This is a genomic window from Marinobacter manganoxydans MnI7-9, from assembly GCF_000235625.1.
GTDB lineage: Bacteria > Pseudomonadota > Gammaproteobacteria > Pseudomonadales > Oleiphilaceae > Marinobacter > Marinobacter manganoxydans.
In genome coordinates this window covers 60284-81710 of sequence record NZ_AGTR01000036.1, presented here as the reverse complement: position 1 = coordinate 81710, position 21427 = coordinate 60284, and the positions used below count along the sequence as shown (strand labels likewise).

Annotated in this window: 19 protein-coding genes; 9 read left to right on the top strand and 10 right to left on the bottom strand. The window is 57.7% G+C overall.

Going from position 1 to position 21427, the window contains the following annotated elements:
• Window positions 1-16: 16 nt before the first annotated feature.
• The 8 genes from KYE_RS10030 to KYE_RS09995 all read right to left on the bottom strand — a co-directional run bounded on the left by KYE_RS10030 (window position 17) and on the right by KYE_RS09995 (window position 11397).
• Window positions 17-697 carry a sensor histidine kinase gene (locus KYE_RS10030; RefSeq protein ID WP_008172928.1) on the bottom strand — a complete coding sequence of 227 codons (681 nt, stop codon included), beginning with the start codon at window positions 695-697 and terminating at the stop codon, window positions 17-19.
• Entirely contained in the window at window positions 694-2331 is a 1638-nt protein-coding gene (locus tag KYE_RS10025; RefSeq protein ID WP_008172927.1) for a tetratricopeptide repeat-containing response regulator, read from the bottom strand. Before KYE_RS10025 ends, KYE_RS10030 begins: the two co-directional genes overlap by 4 nt.
• Complete coding sequence (locus KYE_RS10020; protein ID WP_008172926.1) at window positions 2328-5846, bottom strand: PAS domain-containing hybrid sensor histidine kinase/response regulator; 3519 nt, start codon at window positions 5844-5846, stop codon at window positions 2328-2330. Before KYE_RS10020 ends, KYE_RS10025 begins: the two co-directional genes overlap by 4 nt.
• Before the next feature lie 53 nt (window positions 5847-5899).
• Window positions 5900-6406 (bottom strand): hypothetical protein, encoded by a 507-nt coding sequence (locus KYE_RS10015; protein WP_008172925.1) that lies wholly within the window; start codon window positions 6404-6406, stop codon window positions 5900-5902.
• 97 nt (window positions 6407-6503) lie between these two features.
• Window positions 6504-8270 carry a sodium:solute symporter family protein gene (locus KYE_RS10010; protein WP_008172924.1) on the bottom strand — a complete coding sequence of 589 codons (1767 nt, stop codon included), beginning with the start codon at window positions 8268-8270 and terminating at the stop codon, window positions 6504-6506.
• A gap of 6 nt (window positions 8271-8276) precedes the next feature.
• On the bottom strand, window positions 8277-8543 hold the full coding sequence (locus KYE_RS10005) for a DUF4212 domain-containing protein (RefSeq protein ID WP_008172923.1): 267 nt from the start codon (window positions 8541-8543) through the stop codon (window positions 8277-8279).
• A 213-nt stretch (window positions 8544-8756) separates the two neighbouring features.
• Window positions 8757-9464: a PolC-type DNA polymerase III gene (locus KYE_RS10000; RefSeq protein WP_008172922.1), complete on the bottom strand. Its 708-nt coding sequence runs from the start codon at window positions 9462-9464 to the stop codon at window positions 8757-8759.
• Between the two features lie 16 nt (window positions 9465-9480).
• The gene (locus KYE_RS09995; protein ID WP_008172921.1) at window positions 9481-11397 is read right to left on the bottom strand and encodes a putative nucleotidyltransferase substrate binding domain-containing protein; all 1917 of its coding nucleotides are present in this window, start codon (window positions 11395-11397) and stop codon (window positions 9481-9483) included.
• 170 nt (window positions 11398-11567) lie between these two features.
• On the opposite strand from KYE_RS09995, the gene smrA reads away from it, so the two are divergent.
• From smrA to KYE_RS09950, 9 genes are all read left to right on the top strand, one after another.
• Window positions 11568-12149 carry a DNA endonuclease SmrA gene (gene smrA / locus KYE_RS09990; protein ID WP_008172920.1) on the top strand — a complete coding sequence of 194 codons (582 nt, stop codon included), beginning with the start codon at window positions 11568-11570 and terminating at the stop codon, window positions 12147-12149.
• A gap of 63 nt (window positions 12150-12212) precedes the next feature.
• Complete coding sequence (locus tag KYE_RS09985) at window positions 12213-12404, top strand: membrane lipoprotein lipid attachment site-containing protein (protein ID WP_008172919.1); 192 nt, start codon at window positions 12213-12215, stop codon at window positions 12402-12404.
• A gap of 80 nt (window positions 12405-12484) precedes the next feature.
• Complete coding sequence (locus KYE_RS09980; RefSeq protein ID WP_008172918.1) at window positions 12485-12970, top strand: (2Fe-2S)-binding protein; 486 nt, start codon at window positions 12485-12487, stop codon at window positions 12968-12970.
• A 1-nt stretch (window position 12971) separates the two neighbouring features.
• Window positions 12972-15176 (top strand): xanthine dehydrogenase family protein molybdopterin-binding subunit, encoded by a 2205-nt coding sequence (locus KYE_RS09975; RefSeq protein WP_008172917.1) that lies wholly within the window; start codon window positions 12972-12974, stop codon window positions 15174-15176.
• The gene (locus KYE_RS09970) at window positions 15169-16164 is read left to right on the top strand and encodes an XdhC family protein (protein WP_227497803.1); all 996 of its coding nucleotides are present in this window, start codon (window positions 15169-15171) and stop codon (window positions 16162-16164) included. The genes KYE_RS09975 and KYE_RS09970 overlap by 8 nt, the downstream gene beginning before the upstream one ends.
• Window positions 16165-16213: 49 nt before the next feature.
• The gene (locus tag KYE_RS09965) at window positions 16214-16840 is read left to right on the top strand and encodes a methylthioribulose 1-phosphate dehydratase (protein WP_008172915.1); all 627 of its coding nucleotides are present in this window, start codon (window positions 16214-16216) and stop codon (window positions 16838-16840) included.
• Window positions 16837-17397 (top strand): 1,2-dihydroxy-3-keto-5-methylthiopentene dioxygenase, encoded by a 561-nt coding sequence (locus KYE_RS09960; protein WP_008172914.1) that lies wholly within the window; start codon window positions 16837-16839, stop codon window positions 17395-17397. The genes KYE_RS09965 and KYE_RS09960 overlap by 4 nt, the downstream gene beginning before the upstream one ends.
• Window positions 17394-18086 carry an acireductone synthase gene (gene mtnC, locus KYE_RS09955; protein ID WP_008172913.1) on the top strand — a complete coding sequence of 231 codons (693 nt, stop codon included), beginning with the start codon at window positions 17394-17396 and terminating at the stop codon, window positions 18084-18086. Before KYE_RS09960 ends, mtnC begins: the two co-directional genes overlap by 4 nt.
• Window positions 18087-18122: 36 nt before the next feature.
• Window positions 18123-19178, top strand: a complete 1056-nt coding sequence (locus KYE_RS09950; protein ID WP_008172911.1) for a DUF3080 domain-containing protein — start codon at window positions 18123-18125, stop codon at window positions 19176-19178.
• Window positions 19179-19185: 7 nt separating this feature from the next.
• Here the strand turns inward: KYE_RS09950 and KYE_RS09945 are convergent, their stop codons facing one another.
• Both KYE_RS09945 and KYE_RS09940 read right to left on the bottom strand, forming a co-directional pair.
• Complete coding sequence (locus KYE_RS09945; RefSeq protein WP_008172910.1) at window positions 19186-21003, bottom strand: GspE/PulE family protein; 1818 nt, start codon at window positions 21001-21003, stop codon at window positions 19186-19188.
• 20 nt (window positions 21004-21023) lie between these two features.
• Window positions 21024-21395: a DUF2069 domain-containing protein gene (locus KYE_RS09940; RefSeq protein WP_008172908.1), complete on the bottom strand. Its 372-nt coding sequence runs from the start codon at window positions 21393-21395 to the stop codon at window positions 21024-21026.
• Window positions 21396-21427 lie beyond the last annotated feature (32 nt).

Here is a 21427-nt window from a genome sequence, read left to right as displayed (position 1 = left end):
TCAGAAAAGACCTGGATCAGGGCAGCCAGATCTCAAACACACCACCACCGAGGCTTCCACCGTTGTGGAGTTTTATCGACCCACTTCGCTTTCCCTCACTGTGCAGTCTGGCAACGGATGAGGCGAAGAACAGCCCGAGGCTGGTACTGCCACTCTTGAAATCAAGGGATTTGAAGTTGAGTGTTCCCGTGTGCTGCATGCTGTCGGGATAGCCCTTGCCATCGTCTTCAACACCGATCACCAGATAACCGTCTCTCTCACCAGCGGTAAGCCGGATTCTGCTGCGGGTATAGCGGATGGCATTGTTGATGGTGTTATTGAGTACACCGGTCAACAGATCCTCGTCGAAAAAGCCGTTTATGTCCTCAGCGTCCACGGAAACATCAATGCCGAGCCCTTGCAGAAGAGGGTTGTGTCTGGCCAGGTGTTCCGAGAGGAAATCCGGCACAAAGTGCTCCTCAATGTGTGCCGAGAGGTTGTTCTCGCCAAGCCGGTAGATACCAAGGAGTTGCACCAGATCGTTGTGCATCCGTTCGGCTTCGTACTGCAAGGTATTGAAGCGGGAAGATTCCCCGAGGCTTTCCTCGTGCTCGCTGCGAAGCTCGTCGAGGGAATTAAGGAGCATGCCAAGCGAGTTCTTCATATCGTGAACGGCTGAGGCAAGCACCATGGAAAAATCGATATTCTGGTCTTTCATACCATCAGCCCCTTCAGTTTTCGTTGTAAGGCGATATAGCGCCGATGTTGGCGGTGTTGCTCCGGCAGTCCTGCCAGGCGATCCAGGCAAGTCTGGCAGCGTTTGAGGAGCTCAGCGTTACCGGGACTGTTGTCATTCTCCTTCATCAGCACCTGAACCAAGTTAAGGTTCAGGGCAGCGTGGTCCGGGACGATTTCCAGAGCCTTTGAAAAGATCTCCACGGCTTCTTGCAGGTTCCCGGCTTCGAACGCTTTTATGCCATCCCGGTTGAGGGTTCGGGCTTTGATTTTCTGCCGGAACCCTACGGGCTCATCAAGGAGGCTTTCAATCTTCTGAAGTATGTCAGGCTCATTGCTGAACCGCTCTGACATCTCTCGTAATAGCGCTTTGGCGTCGCTTTCATGTCCGAGTCGAAACAGGGTCTTGGCGTAATCAAGACCCGTTGCGGCATCCAGGGCTGCGGCATTGTCGAGTTCCGGTCTGATCCTCTCGAGGATTTTGGTCGCCTCTTTGTCCTGACCCTGTCCCGCATAAACCCGGCACTGGACGATCTGGCTCCGCAGACTGATACCTTCCTCGGCCTCGAATCGTTTTTCCATCTTCTTGAGAACGGTCAGTGCTTCCCTGGCTTTTTCTTTGCCATCTTCTTCAAGATTGCCCTCGCTGAGGTCGGAAAGTGTCTGGCCCAAGGCGAGGTAATGCTCTGAATTGTCGTGAATCGAGTGGGTGCCAAGCTCTACTGTGCGCTGCCAGGCCTCGGATGATGTTTCGAGATCCTGGTTGGAGCCGGCCAGCTGTGCCAGATGCTTTTGCCGAAGTAGGGCATTGGGGGAATGCTCTATGGCTTTCTCCAGTACCTGCTGTGCCTGTGTCGGCCGGCCCTGCCGTTCGAACCCCTCTGCCAGAAGGTCATAGGCCTCCATGTAGTCCGGATGATTTGCAATAACCTCTCGCAGGCCGTCTACCGCCTGGTCGAAGCTTCGATTGGCGAGCAGGACTTTGCAGCGTCCGAGCCTTGCCCAGGACAATTCCCGTTGCGCAAGGACGTCATCGTAGATTTTGAGCGCGTGCGCCAGGTCCCCGAGCTGGAAATACAGGTCGCCCAGGGTTTTCATTAACCAGGTCTTGTAACGTGGCTGCCGGGGCAGCATTTGGAGACAGAGCGAAATGGCTTCCGGGTAGTTTTCCCGGTCGATTTCCCGATTGATGGGCATGAGTGTGTTGCGCTGGCTGATCAGGGCGCTAAGACGTTTCTCGAGTACAGCCCGGTTGATGGGCTTGGTCAGATAGGCATCGGGCTGGTACTCCCTCGCCCCCATGACCATTTCCTTGGAAGTCTCCGCTGTTACCATGAGGAACAGGGATGAGCGCTTCAGTAATTTTTTATACCGGAGGTCCTCGAGGATATGCTGGCCATTCTTGCCCTCTCCCAGGTTGAAGTCGCACAACACGACATCCACGTGATTGTAGGTACAGTGCTGGATGGCCTGACTGGCATTGGAGACCAGCTCGATAGAGTCAGCGCCACAACTGCGCAACATCTGGCGAATGGACAACCGGAAATTTTCGAAGTCATCGATCACGAGATAGTTGAGTTTGCCGAAAGGATTGGCGTCCGCTTTGGTGTCGGTCATGAGCGCTTCTGTTTCAGTAGCTTGTTAACCAGTGCCCTCAGTGCAGCCGGTTTCACCGGTTTGTAGAGAATCTGGTAGCCCCGGTTGATGGCATCCTCCCGAACTTCAGGCGCCATATAACCGGTGATGAGTATGCCCGGGATGTTGGCATTAAGAGCACCGCGAATGCTGTCCATGGCATCGAGGCCGTTCTTGTTATCATCTAGCTGATAATCGGCAAGTATAATATCAGGCCGATTCCCTTCCAGTTTTTCCATGGCGTCTTCCAGGCTTTCGGCGGCCGTTACGTCACATTTCCAGTTCCCAAGCAACGCGACCATGCCCTGCAGGATAGCCGGATCGTTATCGATGCACAGGAAATGCAGGCCTCCGAGGTTGGATACCCTGCGTGAGCCCGATGCGGGCTTGGCAGCGGTGGTCTCGTTCTGTTCCGGAGCCGCTGTTGGCACGGTGATACCGAAGACACTGCCTCGGCCCTGGACGGAATGGACGCTGACCGGGTGGTTCAGCATGCCGCTGATACGGTCAACGATGGCGAGACCGAGCCCCAGGCCCTTTTTATCCCGGCCATGCTGAAACCGACGAAATTCCTCGAAAATGTGTGCCAGCTGGTCCTCGGGTATACCGGGACCGGTATCCCAGACTTCTATACGAATATAGCCTTTCAGACGCCGGCACCCGAGCAGAATCTTGCCTTCCGGCGTGTAACGTATGGCGTTGGACAGGAAATTCTGGACCACACGACGCAGCAATTTGGAATCGGATCGGATCCAGGCCGTGCTGGGCACAACGTGCAGCTCCAGGTTCTGGTCCTTGGCGATTGCTGAAAAGTCGGTTGCCAGGTGGCGCATGATCTCGTTCACGGGGAAGACCCCGATATCGGGCTCCAACGCACCCGCGTCCAGCTTTGAAATATCCAGCAGGGTGCTGATGATTTCCTCGGCAGCCCCGAGAGAGCTGTCGATGTGGTCCACGAGATCTTTCATCTCGCCGTCATCTGCTTTCCCGGCGAGAGCAGAGGTAAACAGTCTGGCTGCGTTCAGGGGCTGGAGAAGGTCGTGGCTGGCAGAGGCTAGGAAGCGTGTCTTGCTCTGGTTCGCCTGTTCTGCCACCGATTTGGCCTTCAGCATCTGCTCATTGATGACCTGAAGCTCCTGGGTGCGCTCCTTGACCCGCTGCTCGAGGTAGATGTTGGTCTCCTTGAGGGCCTGCTCGGTTCTGCGCATGGCCGTGATGTCCTGGAACGTGGTGACATAGCCACCACCAGGTATCGGGCTGCCATCGATGCGTAACACCGTACCATCCGGTCTCTGGCGCTCGTAGGACATCGGCCGTCCCTCCCGCATGCTCGTGCAGCGATCGACGACGATCTCATCAATCCGGCGGGCAGATAGATTGGCATTGGTAAGGTTATAGCGCATCAGATCTTCAACAGGCCGACCGACCCTGACGAAGCCCTTCGGGTAGGTGAACAGTTCCAGATATCGGTGGTTCCAGACCACCAGTTGCTGCTGGTGGTTAACCACAGACACGCCCAGACTGATATTTTCAATCGCTGACTGGAGCAACTCCCGGCTGAAGGTCATGGCCTGGGACGCTTCGTCGACGATGCTGACCACATCCTCGATCTGCATGTCCCGGCCGGTGAGGGTCGATTCCAGGACCACCCTGGCGGTGGAGGCGCCGATCACCGAGGCCAGTTGGCGCTCGATGTATTTCATCAGGTGCGCCGATGCCGGGCGGTGCGGGTGCAAACGGATGGCGTTGCGGCGTTCGTAATTCCGGAAAATGGTTTCCGAGCGTTCTTCACCCATGAACCGGTCGGTTAGCGCCTGGAGGTCGGATGTCAGTATTTCGCCCTGCCAGCTCTGATGCTGCGCGGTCTCCGCTTTGGGCTGCGGATCGTGGAAGAAGGAGGCAATCTGGATCTTCTCTCGGACACGTTGACGGGTCAGCATCGAAAGTACGATGTACACCAAAGTGTTGATGCCGAGGCTCCAGATAATGCCGTGACTGGTCTGGTCCAGCTCGGACCCGAACAGGGCAGTGGGGCGCGTCCAGTTCAGTCCCCAGATTCCCTGCTCAATCAGTGTGTCGTTGACCCAACCGGTGGTGGCCAGTGCCGGCAGTAGCAGGGTGTAACACCACATCAGGAAACCAAGGCCAAGGCCCCAGACGGCGCCCATGTAATTGCCCCGGCGCCAGATAATGCCGCCTACCAGCGCCGGCCCGAACTGCGCCGCTGCCGCAAATGACAGCAGGCCGAAGGCCGTCAGGCTGTAGTCTTCGCCGGCCATCCGATAAAAACCATAGGCGGTGAGCAGCACCACAAAGATAGCGACCCGGCGGATACTCAGGAGCAGGTAGCTGAGGTCCGTGCGCCGGTTCATGCCTGGTCGGAAAAATTTCAGCAGGGCCGGCATGATGATCTCGTTGCTGACCATGGTGGCAATCGCCACTGAGCACACGATTACCATGGCCGCAGCCGCTGACCCGCCACCGAGGAACGCCAGTATGGCCAGCCATTCCTCGCCTGCCATGATCGGCAGCTGCAGTATCAGGATGTCAGGATTTCCAGCAGAGGCCTCGGGCGACAGCAGGCCCGCAGCGGCAATAGGAAGCACAAAGGCGCTGGCTACGATCAGGTAGATCGGCATAGCCCAGCGGGCAATCTCGAAGTCCCGATGATCGGTATTTTCAACCACCATGACATGAAATTGCCGGGGCAGGCAGATGATCGCGAGCATGGCAATGAGTGTCTGGGTAATGAATGCCGGCGCTTCGATACCATCGGTGGTCAGGGTGCCGATCAGGTCGGCGTCCCGAGCCCGTTCAAACAGATCGCCAAACCCGCCATAGAGCCCGTAGCCAACGAACAGCCCCACAGCGACGAAAGCCACGAGCTTGATCAGTGATTCGAAGGCCACGGCCTGGATCATGCCCCGATGATGCTCGGTGGATTCCAGGTGTCGGGTACCGAACAGAACGGTAAAGACCGCCAGGGCAAGGGTGATGTACCACGCGGAGTCACTCCAGGCCGCCGTGCTCAGCTCTTCATAGCCTGTTCCGGTAGCCGAGAGCACGTTGAAGCCCATTGCAATGGCTTTCAGTTGCAACGCAATGTAGGGAACACTGCCGATCAGGGCAAAGGTTGCAATCATTGCGGCCAGGAGCTGGGATTTGCCATACCGGGAGGCGATGAAGTCGGCAATGGAGGTACTGTTATTGCGCTTGCTGATATAGATGATCCGGCGCAGCAAGGGCGCACCGAACACGAAGACCAGCAAGGGCCCGAGGTAGATGGGGAGAAACCCCAGACCCTCCTGGGTGGCGCGTCCAACGGCGCCGTAGAAAGTCCAGGAGGTGAAGTAGACTGCCAGGGAGAGTGCGTATATGTGCGTGCGTGCCAGGCGCCTGCGATATAACCCGGGGTGTTTGTCGCCGGCCCAGGCGATCACGAACAGGATCGAGATGTAGGTGATGGAAATGAGGACCAGCAGCCAGGCACTAATCATGGTTACGCGTTCCCGACAGTATCAGCAGGTTGGTGCATCACGCTAACGAGTTATCACTCGGCGCAGACGGTTTCATACAGGGGGTCTCCGGGCTCGAGCAGTTTAAGGTTATCCACTCGCGGGCTTCCGTCAGATCCCAGAGGTACCAGTTCCCGGGTCGCACAGTTAATGATGTGAACGCGATGAGAAACCGCGTCTGTCATCTTCTGCTCGAAGCGATAGAGGGTAAACCGGACGATGTCTTCGCTGCTGGTATCACGGCTGATACTTTTGGTGTCGACCGTGGAAAATGCGGTGACGTAAGGGAGCACGAAGGTCCATGGGCGCCACAGGATGCCGTCGGATTCGGTGCTCACAACCACCGCTTCGTCCGGCAGACGTGCTTCTTTCTGGTCGAACCAGCTGTATTCCATGTAAATGAGATAGCCGAGCATGCCCGCGCCGGCAAAAACGGGGATGATCCACTTCGGGGCTTTGTTTCGAGTGGCGGCGCGAATACCCAGTGCAATACCAGCAGCGCCAAGGCCGCAAACTACAGTAGCGACAAATGTCCAGAACATATTATGACTTCCTCAAAAAAGAACGGGCTTCCTCATTGAGGAAGCCCGTTCAGTATCAACCTGTCAGTTCATCGAACAAATCAGGCTGAGATGTTGCTTAGTGGTCTTGAGCCTGACCGGCACCACGTGGGTAACGGACGCTTTCAACCAGTTCCTGAATCTCAACGGGCGGTTCTTCAGTTGCGTTGGATACAATGAAGGCTACCGCAAAGTTGACGATTGCACCAACCGCGCCGATTGACAGCGGGGAGATGCCCAGCACCCAGTTTTCAGGAGTGTCTGGCAGGTTAGCTGTACCCGGGATGAACAGCCAGCCCTTGTACACGAAGATGTATACCAGGGTGAACGTCAGACCGCTCAGCATACCAGCGATGGCACCGGTATTGTTCACGCGCTTGGAGAAGATGCCCATCATCAGCGCCGGGAACAGGGATGCTGCCGCGATACCGAAGGCCAGGGCAACGACCTGTGCCGCAAAGCCTGGAGGGTTCGCCCCAAGGTAGGTGGCAACAACGATCGCAACGGCCATCGATATCCGTGCTGCGAGCAGCTCGCCTTTCTCCGAAATCGCCGGATTAATGGAACCCTTGATCAGGTCGTGACTGACCGCCGAGGAGATCGCCAGCAACAGACCGGCCGCTGTGGACAGTGCTGCTGCGAGACCACCCGCTGCGATCAGACCGATGACCCAGCCTGGCAGGTTGGCGATTTCCGGGTTGGCCAGTACCAGGATATCCCGGTTAACGACCAGCTCATTGCCGTTCCAGCCGCGGGCTTCAGCCGTAGGCGCGAAGGCTTCGCTGTCGTTGTAAAGCTGGATACGGCCGTCTTCGTTCTTGTCGGTGAACTGGATAAGACCAGTTACTTCCCACTCCTTGATCCAGTTCGGACGCTCATCGTACTGGATGGGCTCCGCTGAGGTGCCGTCCGGGTAGATGGTGGTCATCAGGTTCAAGCGAGCCATGGAAGCAACCGCCGGCGCAGTCAGGTACAGCAGGGCGATGAATACCAGAGCCCAGCCTGCGGACCAGCGTGCGTCAGCCACCTTGGGTACGGTGAAGAAGCGGATGATAACGTGTGGCAGGCCTGCAGTACCGATCATCAGCGACAGGGTAAACAGAACCATGTTCAGTTTGTTGTCGATATCGGCGGTGTACTCATTGAAGCCGAGGTCGGTGATAACCTGGTTCAGCTTGCTGAGGATCGGCATGCCGGAATCCACGTGAGTCGAGAACAGACCCAGACCTGGAATCGGATTACCGGTCAGTTGCAGGGAGATGAACACCGCAGGAATGGTGTAGGCAACAATCAGTACGCAGTACTGTGCCACCTGGGTGTAGGTGATACCCTTCATGCCACCCATTACTGCGTAGACGAATACCACAACAGCCGCGATCATCAGGCCAACGGTGGAATCAACTTCGAGGAAGCGGGAGAAGGCAACACCGGCACCAGCCATCTGGCCGATAACGTAGGTTACAGACGCCACGATCAGGCAGATAACCGCTACGAGGCGGGCATTCTTGCTGTAGAAACGGTCGCCGATAAACTCGGGAACCGTAAACTTGCCAAACTTCCGCAGGTACGGAGCCAGCAGCATGGCCAGCAGAACGTAACCGCCAGTCCAGCCCATAAGGAAGGTGGAGTTGGCGTAGCCACCGGCAGCAATCAGACCTGCCATGGAGATAAACGATGCCGCGGACATCCAGTCGGCGCCGATTGCTGCGCCGTTGGTGATCGGATGAACACCGCCGCCGGCAACGTAGAAGTCACTCGTGCTTCCGGCCTTGGCCCAGATAGCAATTGCGATGTAGAGGAGGAATGAGCCCCCTACGAAAATGATGTTAATGGCAAATTGGCTCATTCGTTCTTACTCCTCGTGCACGCCGAATTTTTCATCGATCTTGTTCATGCGCCACGCGTAGTGGAAGATCAGAGCGATGAACGTGAGGATGGAACCTTGCTGGGCAAACCAGAAGCCCAGATCAGTACCACCAATCGGAATACCGGCAAGCATCGGACGGAGCAGAATTGCAAAGCCGTAAGATACCAGGGCCCAGACTATCAGGCTCCCGAATATCAGGCGCAGATTCGCCTTCCAGTACGCTTCAGCATCGTAGCTATGACCTGCTGACATAGGATCACTCCTGTTTTGTTGTTGTGGAGGTTGGGTGGGTTTTTGGTGAGGCACTTCTGTTAGAGAATTTATTATTCATATAAGTACTTCTCCGACTAGTTGTCCCTACTGACTTTACTGGTCAAGCGATTTATAGATATTGGCAAAAGGTCTAATTCTCAGTAATTTGGCGTGACGTCGGTCTATAAATGCGATGTTCCGCCAGGCATCGATTCAGAAACGATGCATGTTTTGCAGGCGCCGATGATAATGGAGCTTGTCGTAAAGCCCTTTGAGTGTTTTTACCCCTTCCGACCGCGCCTTATTAAGTGCGACCAGGGTAAGCTCGGCTGTAGCGAGAGCATCGGAAGCGGCGTGGTGACGTTCGCTGACTTCAAGGCCGAAATAATCGGCCCAGTTGTCGAGTCCTTTGCCACCGGTCTTGGTGTTTGGAAAAAATGCAGGCATCAGGTCGGCCACGTCCATCCAGGTATGAGGCTGGGTATAGCCAAGCTGCGCCTTCAGGGTCTTTTCCAGAAATTTCTGATCGAACGCCGAGTGGTAGGCCAGGATCGGGTCGCCGTTCATCCACTCAAGAAGATAGAGAAGGGCATCCTCGATTTCGTGCCCCTGGGTCAGCGCCTCGGGCCCGATCCCGTGAATGAGCACGGTTTCGCGGATGTCGAGCTCCGGACGCCTGAGGATCAGGTCGAACTGGTCGCCCAGATGGATAATGCCGCCGCGGATGGCGACGGCCCCGATAGCGATCACCTCGTCCTTGGAGGGGTTCAGTCCCGTGGTTTCAAGATCCAGCACGATCAGACGGCAGTCCGTAAGCAACTGTTCTCCTGGCGTTTTCGGGTTGGGCAGATTGCCAGGATCGTGGCTGCCGATTTTTCCGCCCCGGCGATGCTCAATCCATTGTTTGATCTGTTCCAGCATGTCTCGCGCCTGAAGGTCAGAGTTGGTAGGTAACTTCGAGTTTCTGTTGCAACCGCTGCGCCTGCCTGAAAGATTCCCGCAGGATTCGACGGTCGAGTGGGTTCAGATCGTCGGGATCGATGTAGTTGGTGAGCTCCTCTCCCTTTGCCAGCATTTCCTGGTGGGCCCGCATGCGGATCGCCTGGATCAGGCTATAACCTTCCTTCCAGGCGTTGGCATCTTTCGGATCGAAGACGCCCTTTTTCGCCAGCTCATCCATGCGCTCCAGCGTGTTCGCTGTCTCAACGCCATTCGCCAGGGCGAAAACCCGCACTGCCTCAACAAACGGCGCCAGGCCCTGACGCTTGAGGTCCAGTGAGTGCTTGTTGCCCTCGGATATATAGCGGAAATTGCGGAACATGGTGAGCGGCGGCTTCCGCTGGAACGCATTCCCGGCAAGCATTTTCTGGAACAGGGCGTTTTTCCGGATCCGCGTGAGGATCTTGTCCAGAAGATCGTTCAGCGGCTCGGTTGGACCGTAGATAGCCCTCATATCAAGAAAAATTGAGGAATACACCAGGTTCTGGGGCGTGGAGGCATCAATGAACCGGATAAACCAGTCGTCCCACTCCTTGTCACTCAAGCAGAGTTTCGGGTTGCTGGCCATGATGTTGCCCTTGCACAGGGTGAAGCCACATTCGGCCAGTTCGTCGTTTACCTTTCGCGCAAAGGGCAACAGCTTTTCCCGGACCTGTTCGGCGGTCATCCCTTCCGGCGTCTGGAACAGTATGCCGTTGTCCTGGTCGGTCAGCAGGGTCTGCTCCTGGCGGCCCTCGCTGCCAAACGTCAGCCAGGAGAAGGGAATGCCCGGGTCGTTCTTCTTGATGTTCAGTTCCAGGACCCGTCTGACGGTTACATCATTGAGCGTGGTGATGATCTTGACCACCTGCCCGGAGTCGGCGCCGTGGGCGAGCATCGCATCCACCAGGCGTGATACGTCTGTTCGCAGGCTGACCAGGGTGCGCAGGTGGGTGGCCGTGCCAATGGTGCGGGCAAGGTTTACCAGGTCCACGCGCTGCAGGGAGAACAGGTCTCGTTCCGAAACCACGCCAATCAGTTTACGGTCATCGTCGATGACGCAAAGATGCGCAAAATGATGCTCCGCCATCAGCATGGCAGCTTCGAACGCATCCGCATGGGAGGGAAGGCAGCAGGGATTCTTGGTCATTACCTGCTGTATGGGTGTATCCAGGGGGCCGGTGCCCTCGGCGATCATGGTGCGAAGGTCCCGCAGTGTGAAAATGCCGGTCGGGATACGGTTTTCATCGGTAACGATAATGCTGCCGACGTTGTTTTCGTGCATTCGGGCCACGGCTTTACGCACCGGCAGATCGGGCGAGCAGACAATCGGATTGCGCAGGGCATAGCGTTCAAGTGGCGTATCGAGGGACGTGCTGGACCCGATTGAGGCCATGGCACTTGACTGTATGCGCCGGTTCACCTGATCGAGCAGGCTGCTGACGCCCCGCAGGCAAAAATCCCGGAAAGGTTCGCTTTCAGCAAAGAGTGTAACGAACGCTGTCTGCCCGATGCTGAGGCAGAAGGTGTCGCCGTCTGCCCGATGCAGGGTTCTGGTTGGCCGTTCGCCGATCATGGCGGCGAGGGGAAAGCACTCGCCTTGGCTGATCTCGAAGGTCGTTTCCGTGCGGTCTTCTTTGTCGTTGTGGCGCTCGCCACGAATCCGCCCCTGTTTGACCACGTAAAATCGTTTAACGACATCCTGATCCGGAGACAGCACGATATCGCCATCGGCGTAGAACTGGATGGAGGCGTTCTCCGCGAAATGCGCAAGATGGGAGTCATCCATGCTGGAGAAAGGCGCGTGTTCCCGCAAAAACGTCATGATGGCGCGGATGTTCTGCGGGCGGTCATTTTCCTGGTGCGCTGAGGCCATGTCCGTCGTCACTCGCTGGTTATTATTGTCCGTCTGAAGTGTAGTGTAGCCAAAGCATCTGTTGCCCTACGATTTTGGTCGCAATAAGTCTGACATAGATCAGTTTTCTTTAAGGCCGGTTACCCAGGTGGTAAAGTCGGTCTCTGAAACAGGTCATTAATTGTAACGCCATGACTACCAAAGAAGAGCGCCTCAGCTTCCTTGAGGAAATGAAAGACGTCCGGCGTATCCGCAAGCCCAACCGGGCCGAGGTGACAACGCCCCGGGAACTGACGCCAGGTCATCTGGAACGTCAGCGGGCGGCTGTTGAAAAGCCCGCGCGGGACACCAATCCCCTGACTTCCGACATGGTAGAGCCGCTTACGGCCCACGATATCCTGAGCTGGCAGCGGCCAGGCATCCAGCACGGCGTATTTCGAAAGCTCCGGCTGGGCCAGTATCCGATCGAAGCGCGCCTTGATCTGCACCGTATGACCGTTGAGCAGTCCCGTCGCGAAGTCTTCAGGTTCATCGGTGATTGCGTGCGCTATGGCCTGCGGTCGGTCATCATTCTTCATGGCAAGGGCGAGCGTAATCCTGATGGTATCGCCCAGTTGAAAAGCTACCTCGCCAAATGGTTGCCGGAGCTGGACGATGTCCTGGCCTTTCATTCGGCCCAGAAACACCATGGTGGTACGGGGGCTGTTTATGTCATGGTGCGAAAGAGTGACCGGGATAAGCAGCATAATCGTGAACTCCACGGCAGCCGTTAGGGCTGCCAATCCCAGGTATTCCTTAATAAGAGCCGCGGTGGCGGCTGAACGGAGGTTATCGTCGTGAAAAAAGCTGTATTGGTTGTATTCGCCGTACTGGCACTGGCGGGCTGTAAGGATCGAGTTATCTGGAACGACAACGGCAAGGTTGAAGAGGCCACAACGGATCGGGAGGTCTGGGACTCAAACGGCAAGATGGAGTCCGGCGAACGCAAGATCTGGGTTAACAAGGATGGCGAAGAAGTCGTCAGATAGGACTCTGGTATCTGCCATAGGGGTAGCGACAATAATAAATCCGGAAACAACACCGGATGCAGGTAAAGGAGAGGGTTGGGATGGCCGTGAGCCTGACAGTCAATGGCGACGAGCGGTCGCTGAACATTGAAGGGGATACGCCTCTTCTATGGGTATTGCGTGATGAGCTGGGGCTCAAGGGAACTAAATTCGGTTGCGGCGCGGGCCTCTGTGGTGCCTGCACAGTTCACCTGAACGGGCAGCCTGTGCGCTCCTGCTCGACACCGGTCGAAATGGCCGCGGGTGGTGATGTGGTTACGATTGAAGGCCTGGGGGAGGGAAGTCGTCTTCATGCACTGCAGGATGCCTGGATAGAACACGGCGTTCCTCAATGCGGCTACTGCCAGTCGGGCCAGATCATGAGTGCGGCCCACCTTCTGGCCAGCAATCCGGCGCCTTCACGTGAGGAAATTGTCGCGGCCATGACAGGCAATCTTTGCCGATGCGGCACCTACTCGCGGATCATTGCAGCCGTGGAATCCGTCGTCGCTGATACGTCAGACGGCGCTCAGGGGGGGGGCGCATAACATGGCGATGAATCGACGAAATTTCCTCAAGGTCAGTGCCGGTGCCTCCGGCAGCCTCATGGTTTCAATAACGTTGCCGGGCTGCGCGGGAATCCAGACGGGGTATGAGTCGGACACGGGCGAATGGCGTCCCGATGCCTGGCTGGAACTGACTGCCGATGATGAAGTCTTCTTCACCCTGGCCCGGGTCGAAATGGGGCAAGGCACCTACACCGGCTTGACCACTTTGATTGCCGAAGAGCTGGAAATCCAGCCGGAGCGGATCACCCCACGCTTTGCACCGGTGGCGCCGGAGTATCGAAATCCTCTGTACAAGCTGCAACTGACAGGCGGTAGCACCAGTGTTGCGACCAGTTGGGAGCCGCTTCGAACGGCCGGAGCGGAAGCCCGGCAAATGCTGGTTATGGCGGCAGCACGTGTATGGAACGTCGAAGCAACCGAATGTCGCGCCAGTGAAGGCAGGGTGGTGCACCCGAACGGTATCGACTCCATGGCCTATGGCCAGTTGGTTGAGTTGGCCGCCAAAGAAGTGCTGCGTGGTGACATAGCGCTCAAGCCGCAGAGCGAATGGAAATACATTGGCAAGCAGCGAGGCAAACTCGATGCCCGGGCGAAGTCCACGGGAACCGCAGTTTACGGGATTGATGTCGATCTTCCGGACATGGTGTACGGCGTTGTTTCACGGCCTCCCCGGAGCGGCGGCCGGGTCCGGGACTTCAACGCTGATCAGGTCCGTGCAATGACGGGTGTGCTTGATGTATTTGAGATCGAGCGTGGCGTGGCCGTTGTTGCCGACAAATACTGGCGTGCCCGGAAGGCTCAGGACGCGCTCAAGATAGACTGGGATTTTTCGGATGCCGTGTCTCTGTCTACGGGCGACGTGTTCGACTCCTACCGCGCCGCCGCCGATGACGATCCCGGAGAGTCCGAGCGTAGTGAGGGCAGTTTTGCCAGTGCCATGGAGGAGGGCGACCGGGTAGTGGAAGCGGAATATGCCCAGCCCTACCTGGCCCACGCGACATTGGAGCCCATGAATGCCACGGCCTGGTACCGAGAGGACGGCATGGAAGTGTGGGCCCCTACACAGGCGCCGGACCTTGGCCGGATTGCAGCAGCCCGGGTGACCAATCTTGGCCCCGACGATATCACTATCAATACGACCTTTCTCGGCGGCGGTTTTGGCCGTCGACTGACTCAGGACTATATCGAAGAGGCGGCGGCAGTGGCCTACCGGGTCGGACGGCCGGTTAAGGTCATCTGGTCCCGTGAAGAGGACACCCGCCACGATCTTTATCGCCCGGCCATGCTGCACCGTATGAAAGCCAGCCTGTCTGGTGCTGAGCTGACGGGCTGGCATCACCAGATTGTTGGTCCTCAGATCCTGGACTGGTATGTCCGCAATGCGGCCCCTGCCCAGTATCCCTGGGCGCCAAAATTCATGTACGACACTTTGGGCAGTGTCGGCCTGATGGCCGAAGGCATTGCGACGCCGAAGGATTTCTCCGCAATCGAGGGTGCCATCGAGTATCCGTACCGGGTGTCCAACGTTGATATCCGTCATACCCACACCGATCCCGGCATTCCGATTACCTGGTGGCGTTCGGTAGGTTTCTCCCACAACGGGTTTGCCGTCGAAACCTTCATGGACGAACTTGCCCATGAGGCAGGTGAGGATCCATACCAGTTCCGTCGTCGCCTGATTGGCCACGAGCCGAGGCACCTTGAAGTGCTTGACCGGGTTGTCAGGCTGGCCGACTGGCAGTCGCCGGTGCCAGAGGGTCGGGCCCGGGGGCTCGCCCTGTTCCGGAGTTTCGGAACGTACGTTGCCCAGGTGGTGGAAGCCGGAATCGAGAATGGTGCGATCCGGGTATACAAGGTCACCTGCTCGGTGGACTGTGGCCAGGTCGTAAACCCCCGTATCGTGGAGGACCAGATCGAGGGCGGTATCCTGTTTGGGCTGACCGCGGCACTTTATGGAGAAATCACGCTGGAGAATGGCGAGGTCCAGCAGAGCAACTTCCACGACTATCCCCTAATGAGGCAGTACGAGCGTCCTGAGGTACTGGTGGATATTGTTGCAAGCAGCGAGTCGCCGACTGGAGTCGGCGAGCCGGGCGTGCCGCCGGTGATCCCGGCCTTGGGAAATGCGCTGTTTGCGCTCAATGGAAAGCGGCAGCGTAGCCTGCCATTGAGAGCCAATGCCTGATTCAAGCGTTGCCTATTCGGTCGCTACTGGCCGCCAGACCGTATTAGAGAGAATGTCTCGCTGGCTGGCGGAAGGCCAGAGAGCCTGGCTTTGCACCATAGTGGACACCTGGGGCTCCTCGCCGCGTCCGGTCGGCTCCTGGCTGGCGATTGCAGAATCCGGTCATTGGAGCGGGTCGGTGTCCGGTGGCTGTCTGGAAGAGGATCTGCTCCGGCGCACAGCGGAAGACGGGCCGGACCATCCGGTTTTCGTTGATTATGGAATTACCGACGATGACCGGGATCATTTCCAGCTGCCTTGCGGTGGCCGGATACGGCTTCTGATTGAACCCTACCGGGGCCAGGTGGGTCTCGATCACGTTCAGGCATTGGCGGCTGCCTTGCGCGATCGCGAATCGGTGGTTCGTCGCGTGCCGATAAACGGGGCTGCGACGCTGGAGCATTCTGTCTCCCGGGCCGGTAACGCGGTCCACTTCGACGGTGAACAGCTTCTTCATGCTTTGCAGCCCGAGTGCCGGCTGTTGCTGATCGGTGCCGGCGAAGTCGCCCGTTACGTTTTTGAATTCGCGACCGCGGCGGATTTTGCTGTCACCCTCTGTGAGCCGAGGGAGGCCTTCGCCGACGGCTGGAGTTTTGAAGGGATTCCCCTGGACCGGCGCCTGCCCGATGATCTGATTTCGACACAGTTTGGCGACGCCTGGTCCGGTATTCTGGCCCTCGCCCATGATCCGCGCGTCGATGATATGGGGTTGCTTGCAGCTCTTCACTCCAGTGCCTTTTACATAGGCGCAATGGGGTCGAAAAGAACTTCGGAAGCCCGGCGGGAACGATTGGCATCTCTGGGGCTTGAAAAAGAGGCACTCGAACGCCTGCGAGCTCCCATTGGTGTTGATATTCCGAGCAAGACACCGGCAGAAATTGCTGTCTCCATTGTCGCCGATCTGATTGCCGCACGGCATCATTTGCGAGGAGCTGGTTCGTCCCTATAATGGCGCCCATGGGAGTGTCCCAAGCGCTCTGAAACCCGGGAGAGAACTCGTGTTTGATGTAACCCGATACGCCGTCGCCGCGGATGCGATTGTGGAAGCCGGTCGATTCCTGTACCAGCAGGGTTGGTCGCCCGCAACCAGCAGTAACTATTCTGCCCGCATTGATGCCGAACACATCGCCATTACTGTTTCAGGCCGTCACAAGGGACAGCTGGGGGCGGGTGATGTCATGGTGGTCGATCTGGCCGGCCGGCCGGTACAGAGCGACTGTCGCTCCTCTGCAGAAACAAGGCTGCATACGGTGCTGTATGAGGTCTTTCCCGAGGTGGGCGCGGTTCTGCACACCCACTCGGTGAAGGCAACGGTGCTCAGTCGTCTGCTTGAGCCCGGCCAGCCACTGGCGCTGGAAGGCTATGAGCTGCAGAAGGCGTTTACCGGCGTTGAGACCCACGAATCAGTCCTGACGGTTCCGGTGTTCGACAACACCCAGGACATCGACGCGTTGGCGGAGCAAACTCGCGAATGGTTCCGGGAGCATCCGGAACAGCCAGGCTACCTGATTCGTGGCCATGGCCTGTACACCTGGGGCAAAACCATGGCCGATTGCCTGCGCCATGTCGAGGCCTTTGAATTCCTGTTTGAATGTGAGCTTGAAACCATGAGGGTTCGCCCATGACTACCCTGAGTATTTTCGACCAGAGCCAGCCCGAAAAGGCACGCAAAGTGACCGGGAATCCTGAAGAAATACGGGAGCTTCTGGCCCGGCACGGTGTGCGCTATGAGCAGTGGCCAACGAAAGATCTGCCGGCTGACGCCTCCCAGGAAGACATCCTTGAGGCCTACAGCGAGGAAGTCTCGAAACTGAAGCACGAATGTGGTTTTCAGACCGCGGATGTGATCAGCCTGAACCCGGACAATCCGCAGAAAGACGCGTTCCGGCAAAAGTTCCTGGATGAGCACACCCACAGTGAAGACGAAGTTCGTTTCTTTGTCCGTGGCCAGGGCCTGTTTTACCTGCACTTCGGCAACGAGGTTTTCGCCGTGCTGTGCCAGAAAAACGATCTGATCAGTGTGCCCGATGGCACTCGCCACTGGTTTGATATGGGCCCGGAACCTGCGTTTACCTGCATTCGCCTGTTCACCAACCCCGAGGGCTGGGTGGCGGACTTTACCGGTGAAGACATCGCCGGTCGCCTGCCTCGCTATGAGGCGCTGGCAGGAGCGGCCGAATGATCCGGGTTGTGCTCACGGATATCGAAGGCACCACCAGCTCTATTTCGTTTGTGCACGATGTCCTGTTTCCCTATGCCAGCGAGCACCTGCCGCGTTTTGTCCGTGACCAGCATCAGGACAGCTCGGCTGTGTCTGAGCAACTGGACGCAGTGGCCGAGGTTTCAGGCGTTGCGCGTGAGGATGTCGAAGGGCTGATCCAAGTGCTTGAAACCTGGATCAGGGAAGACCGCAAGGAAACCTCTCTTAAGACGCTGCAGGGCATGGTCTGGGAGCAGGGCTATCAGCAGGGAGAGCTGAAAGGGCACATCTATGCTGACGCAGCCGACTACCTTCAACGCTGGCATGATCGGGGGCTGCGTTTGTTCGTATATTCATCAGGTTCGGTGAAAGCCCAGAAGCTGATTTTCGGTTTTACCACGGAAGGCGATTTTACGCCGTTTTTCTCGGGCTATTTCGATACCCGCATCGGTGGCAAGAAAGAGACCGTTTCATACCGGAATATTCTGTCTGAGTTGGGCGTCGAGGCCTGCACGGTGCTGTTCCTGTCTGATGTGGAAGCCGAACTGGAGGCAGCCGAGGAAGCCGGCATGCAAACTGCCTGGCTTGTTCGCGAGGGAGATCTGCCGGAAACCGAACGTTTCGTTGCCCGTGATTTTGCGGAGGTTGATGCCCTGCTGCAAAAGCGCTAGGCCCAGGGCTTTTTAACGCCATCGCAGGAGGAATGAATGCCCGGAACCGGAATTTGCAGAATCTTTGCGCCGGTTCTCGCCGTGCTTCTTGCCGGTTGCGACCCGTTCTCGGATGCGCGTCCCATGATGGACGAGTATGTGGAGCGGGTGGCCCGCGTGTTGGAAGCCGATCCCGAGTTTTCTGACATTCCCTCCGCCAGCCAGCTTCCCCGCCGCCGTGACCGTGTGCTGACCATGCCCGAACTGGACATGGGAATGCTCGATTTTCTATCGCTCTACGGCTGTGAACTCCAGTACGTTGTTGGTGAGAAAAACTCGGTGATGGGGCGGGTTATGCAACCCCTGAACCGCCTTCGTTATGAAATCCGGTTTATCGAAGCGGCCAGGGACTGTCTGCCGGATATAGAAGATGAAGAATTTGCCGAAGAGCTTGCCGGTGGTATCGACAGCAAGCTTGAATCCCTGCCCATTGCTATCTGGAATGCCACCTGGGGCGTCGAAGAAATCGAAAAACTGTTTACCCTGGCCAAGGGTGACTATCCCGTCGCGCCAGAGGGCAATCCGGTGTCTGATCTCGCCCTTGATATCGACAGCCTGAACGCAGCAGTGGCCCGTTTGTACTCTGAAGATCTGGCGGTTTCCCTCGACTTTGCCGGCGACGTTCATCAGCGCTGGCAGGCAGAATACCGCGCCGGTCAGTTGATCAACAGCGCGCTTCTTCTGACTGCAAGGCTGAAGGACGGGACGGCATTGCTCAGGCAGAGAATTGAGGGCAAGCCTCTGTGTATTAACGGCCAGCCGAACAACCAGTCGGATATTGTTCAGAGTATGTTTTTCAGTGTTTATATCGAAAAGATCCAACCCTATATGAGCACTGTGACCCAGGGACGGGTGGCGCTCATCGAGCCGTTCGAGCAGTTGGCGGAAATGCAGCGGGCGGTCATGCCAGAAAGTTTCGCCGGCTGGTATGAGCGGCATCTCTCACAGAGCGCCGAGGCCAGCCTGTGGCGGGAACTGGACGTGGCCATGATGGCCCACACCAAAGCCTGGCAGGAATTACTGGGCCAGTGCGGATTGCGCCCGGGAGCCTGACCCTCATTCAGCGCTGGCTTTCCGGCGTCACCCTCAGAATCTCTTCCACCGTTGTCTGGCCGGCGGCCACTTTCTGTGCACCACTCAAGCGCAGGGATTTCATGCCTTCCTTGTAGGCATCCAGCCTGAGCTGCTCCAGCTCGCAATGATCGGTGATCTGTCGTAGCAATGCGCCAGACAGCGTCATAATTTCATAAACCCCTGCGCGGCCAAGATACCCTGTGTTCCGGCATTCCAGGCAACCCACGGGCTGATAGAACTGCTTTGGAACCGGCGATTTCCAGGGCCGGGTGAGGGTCTGCCACGCCTGTTCGTCCGCGGGCCCGGGCGCCTTGCAATGGAGGCACAGAGTTCGGGCAAGCCGTTGTGCCATCACGCCCAGTACCGTTGCCCGAATCAGGTAAGGCGGAATGCCCAGTTCCATCATTCGGGTGATCGCACTCGGGGCGTCATTGGTATGCAGGGTCGATAGCACCAGGTGGCCTGTCAGGGCAGCCTGCACGGCCATTTCCGCCGTTTCCAGGTCGCGGATCTCGCCGATCATGATGATATCCGGGTCCTGACGCAGCAGCGCCCTTACGCCGGCTGCAAAGGTCAGGTCGATATTGGTCTGAACCTGCATCTGGTTGAACGCCGGCTCCACCATTTCGATGGGATCCTCGATGGTGCAGACGTTTAGCTCGGGCGATGCAATCTGTTTCAGGGTCGAATACAGGGTCGTGGTCTTGCCGGAACCAGTGGGCCCGGTGACAAGGACGATGCCGTGTGGGCGGGATGTGATTTCCTGCCAGCGCTGGCGGTCTTCCTTGCCGAATCCCAGTTGCTCGTAGGACTTCAAAAGCACGTCTGGATCAAAGATCCGCATGACCATCTTTTCGCCAAAGGCAGTCGGCATGGTGGCCAGACGCAGTTCCACCTCCCGGTTGTCGGGTTTGCGGGTCTTGATACGACCGTCCTGGGGGCGGCGTTTTTCCGCCACATTCAGGCGACCGAGGATCTTGAGGCGACTGGTCACCGCCACGCCCACATGCTCGGGGAACTCATAAACGTTGTGCAGAACGCCGTCGATCCGGAACCGGACCTGGGTGACCGTGCGGCGGGGCTCTATGTGAATATCCGAGGCGCGCTGGTCGAAGGCGTACTGGAGCAACCAATCGACAATCTTGACGACGTGCTGGTCATTGGCGTCCGGATGTTCGCTGGCGCCAAGATCGAGCAGCTGCTCGAAATTCTGGTTGCCGGCAACACCCGGGCCCTGGCTGCCGCTGGCCTTGCTGACGGAATTGGCGAGCTGGTAGAACTCCACGGTGTACCGGCGGATATCCTCGGGATTGGCGACAACGCGCCGGATATCCTTGCGAACGGCCTGTTGAAGGTTCTGCACCCAATCGCTCTTGAAAGGTTCTGCGCTGGCGATCAGCACCTCATCGGCGCCGATCTCAACGGCCAGGATGCCATGGCGCTGCGCAAAGGCGTAAGACATCACCCGGGCAATGGCGGGTGTGTCGATCTTGAGGGGATCAATATGGTAATAGGGTTGCCCCGCCCAGTCGGCCAGCCAGTGAGTCAGCCGATCCAGATCCAGGGTACGACCGCTCTTCTGGCTGGTCAGCGCGGCAATCGCCACCAGTTCCAGCGGGTGGCGCCTGCCTTTCTGTCCGTCGCCGGTTGCCGCGCCCAGGTTGGCCGACAACACCCGCTCTGCGTCTTCCTGGCTGATTTCCCCGCTGGTAACAAGCGCGGTGCAAACATCTCTCAGGGTCAGGGTACTTCTGGGCGGCGCGGGTGGCCGCTGCACCGTTCCGGAGTTGCTTGTGTCAGCCATAGAGGGTCAGTTCCAGGTCTTCAGGGTGTGTTTCCGTCTGCCACCGGCCGGTTCACCTTCAGGTGAATCATGGCAACAGTGAACAACAGGAAGGTCAGTACCGTCAAAATGACCGGCCCCGGGGCGCCTTCGCTCAGCCATGCCGAAACAACGGCCTGAGTGAAGTAGAAGATCACCACGAAGGACATCCAGATATAGCCCCGATTGTGACCGCGAAAGACCGTGACCGCAAAGGGCAGAAGCGGGACCAGTTTCACCGCCAGCATCAGGGGTATTGAAACACCCTCGACGGGAGCCGGGTAGAACGTGGTAATCAGCAGGGTGGCAAGCACGCCGATGTAAAGGGCGATCGTCGCCCGCACAGTGATGCGGGCCTTCGGGTTGTTCAGCATAGTGTGTTCCGGAGTCGGTAAGTGTAAAGCAA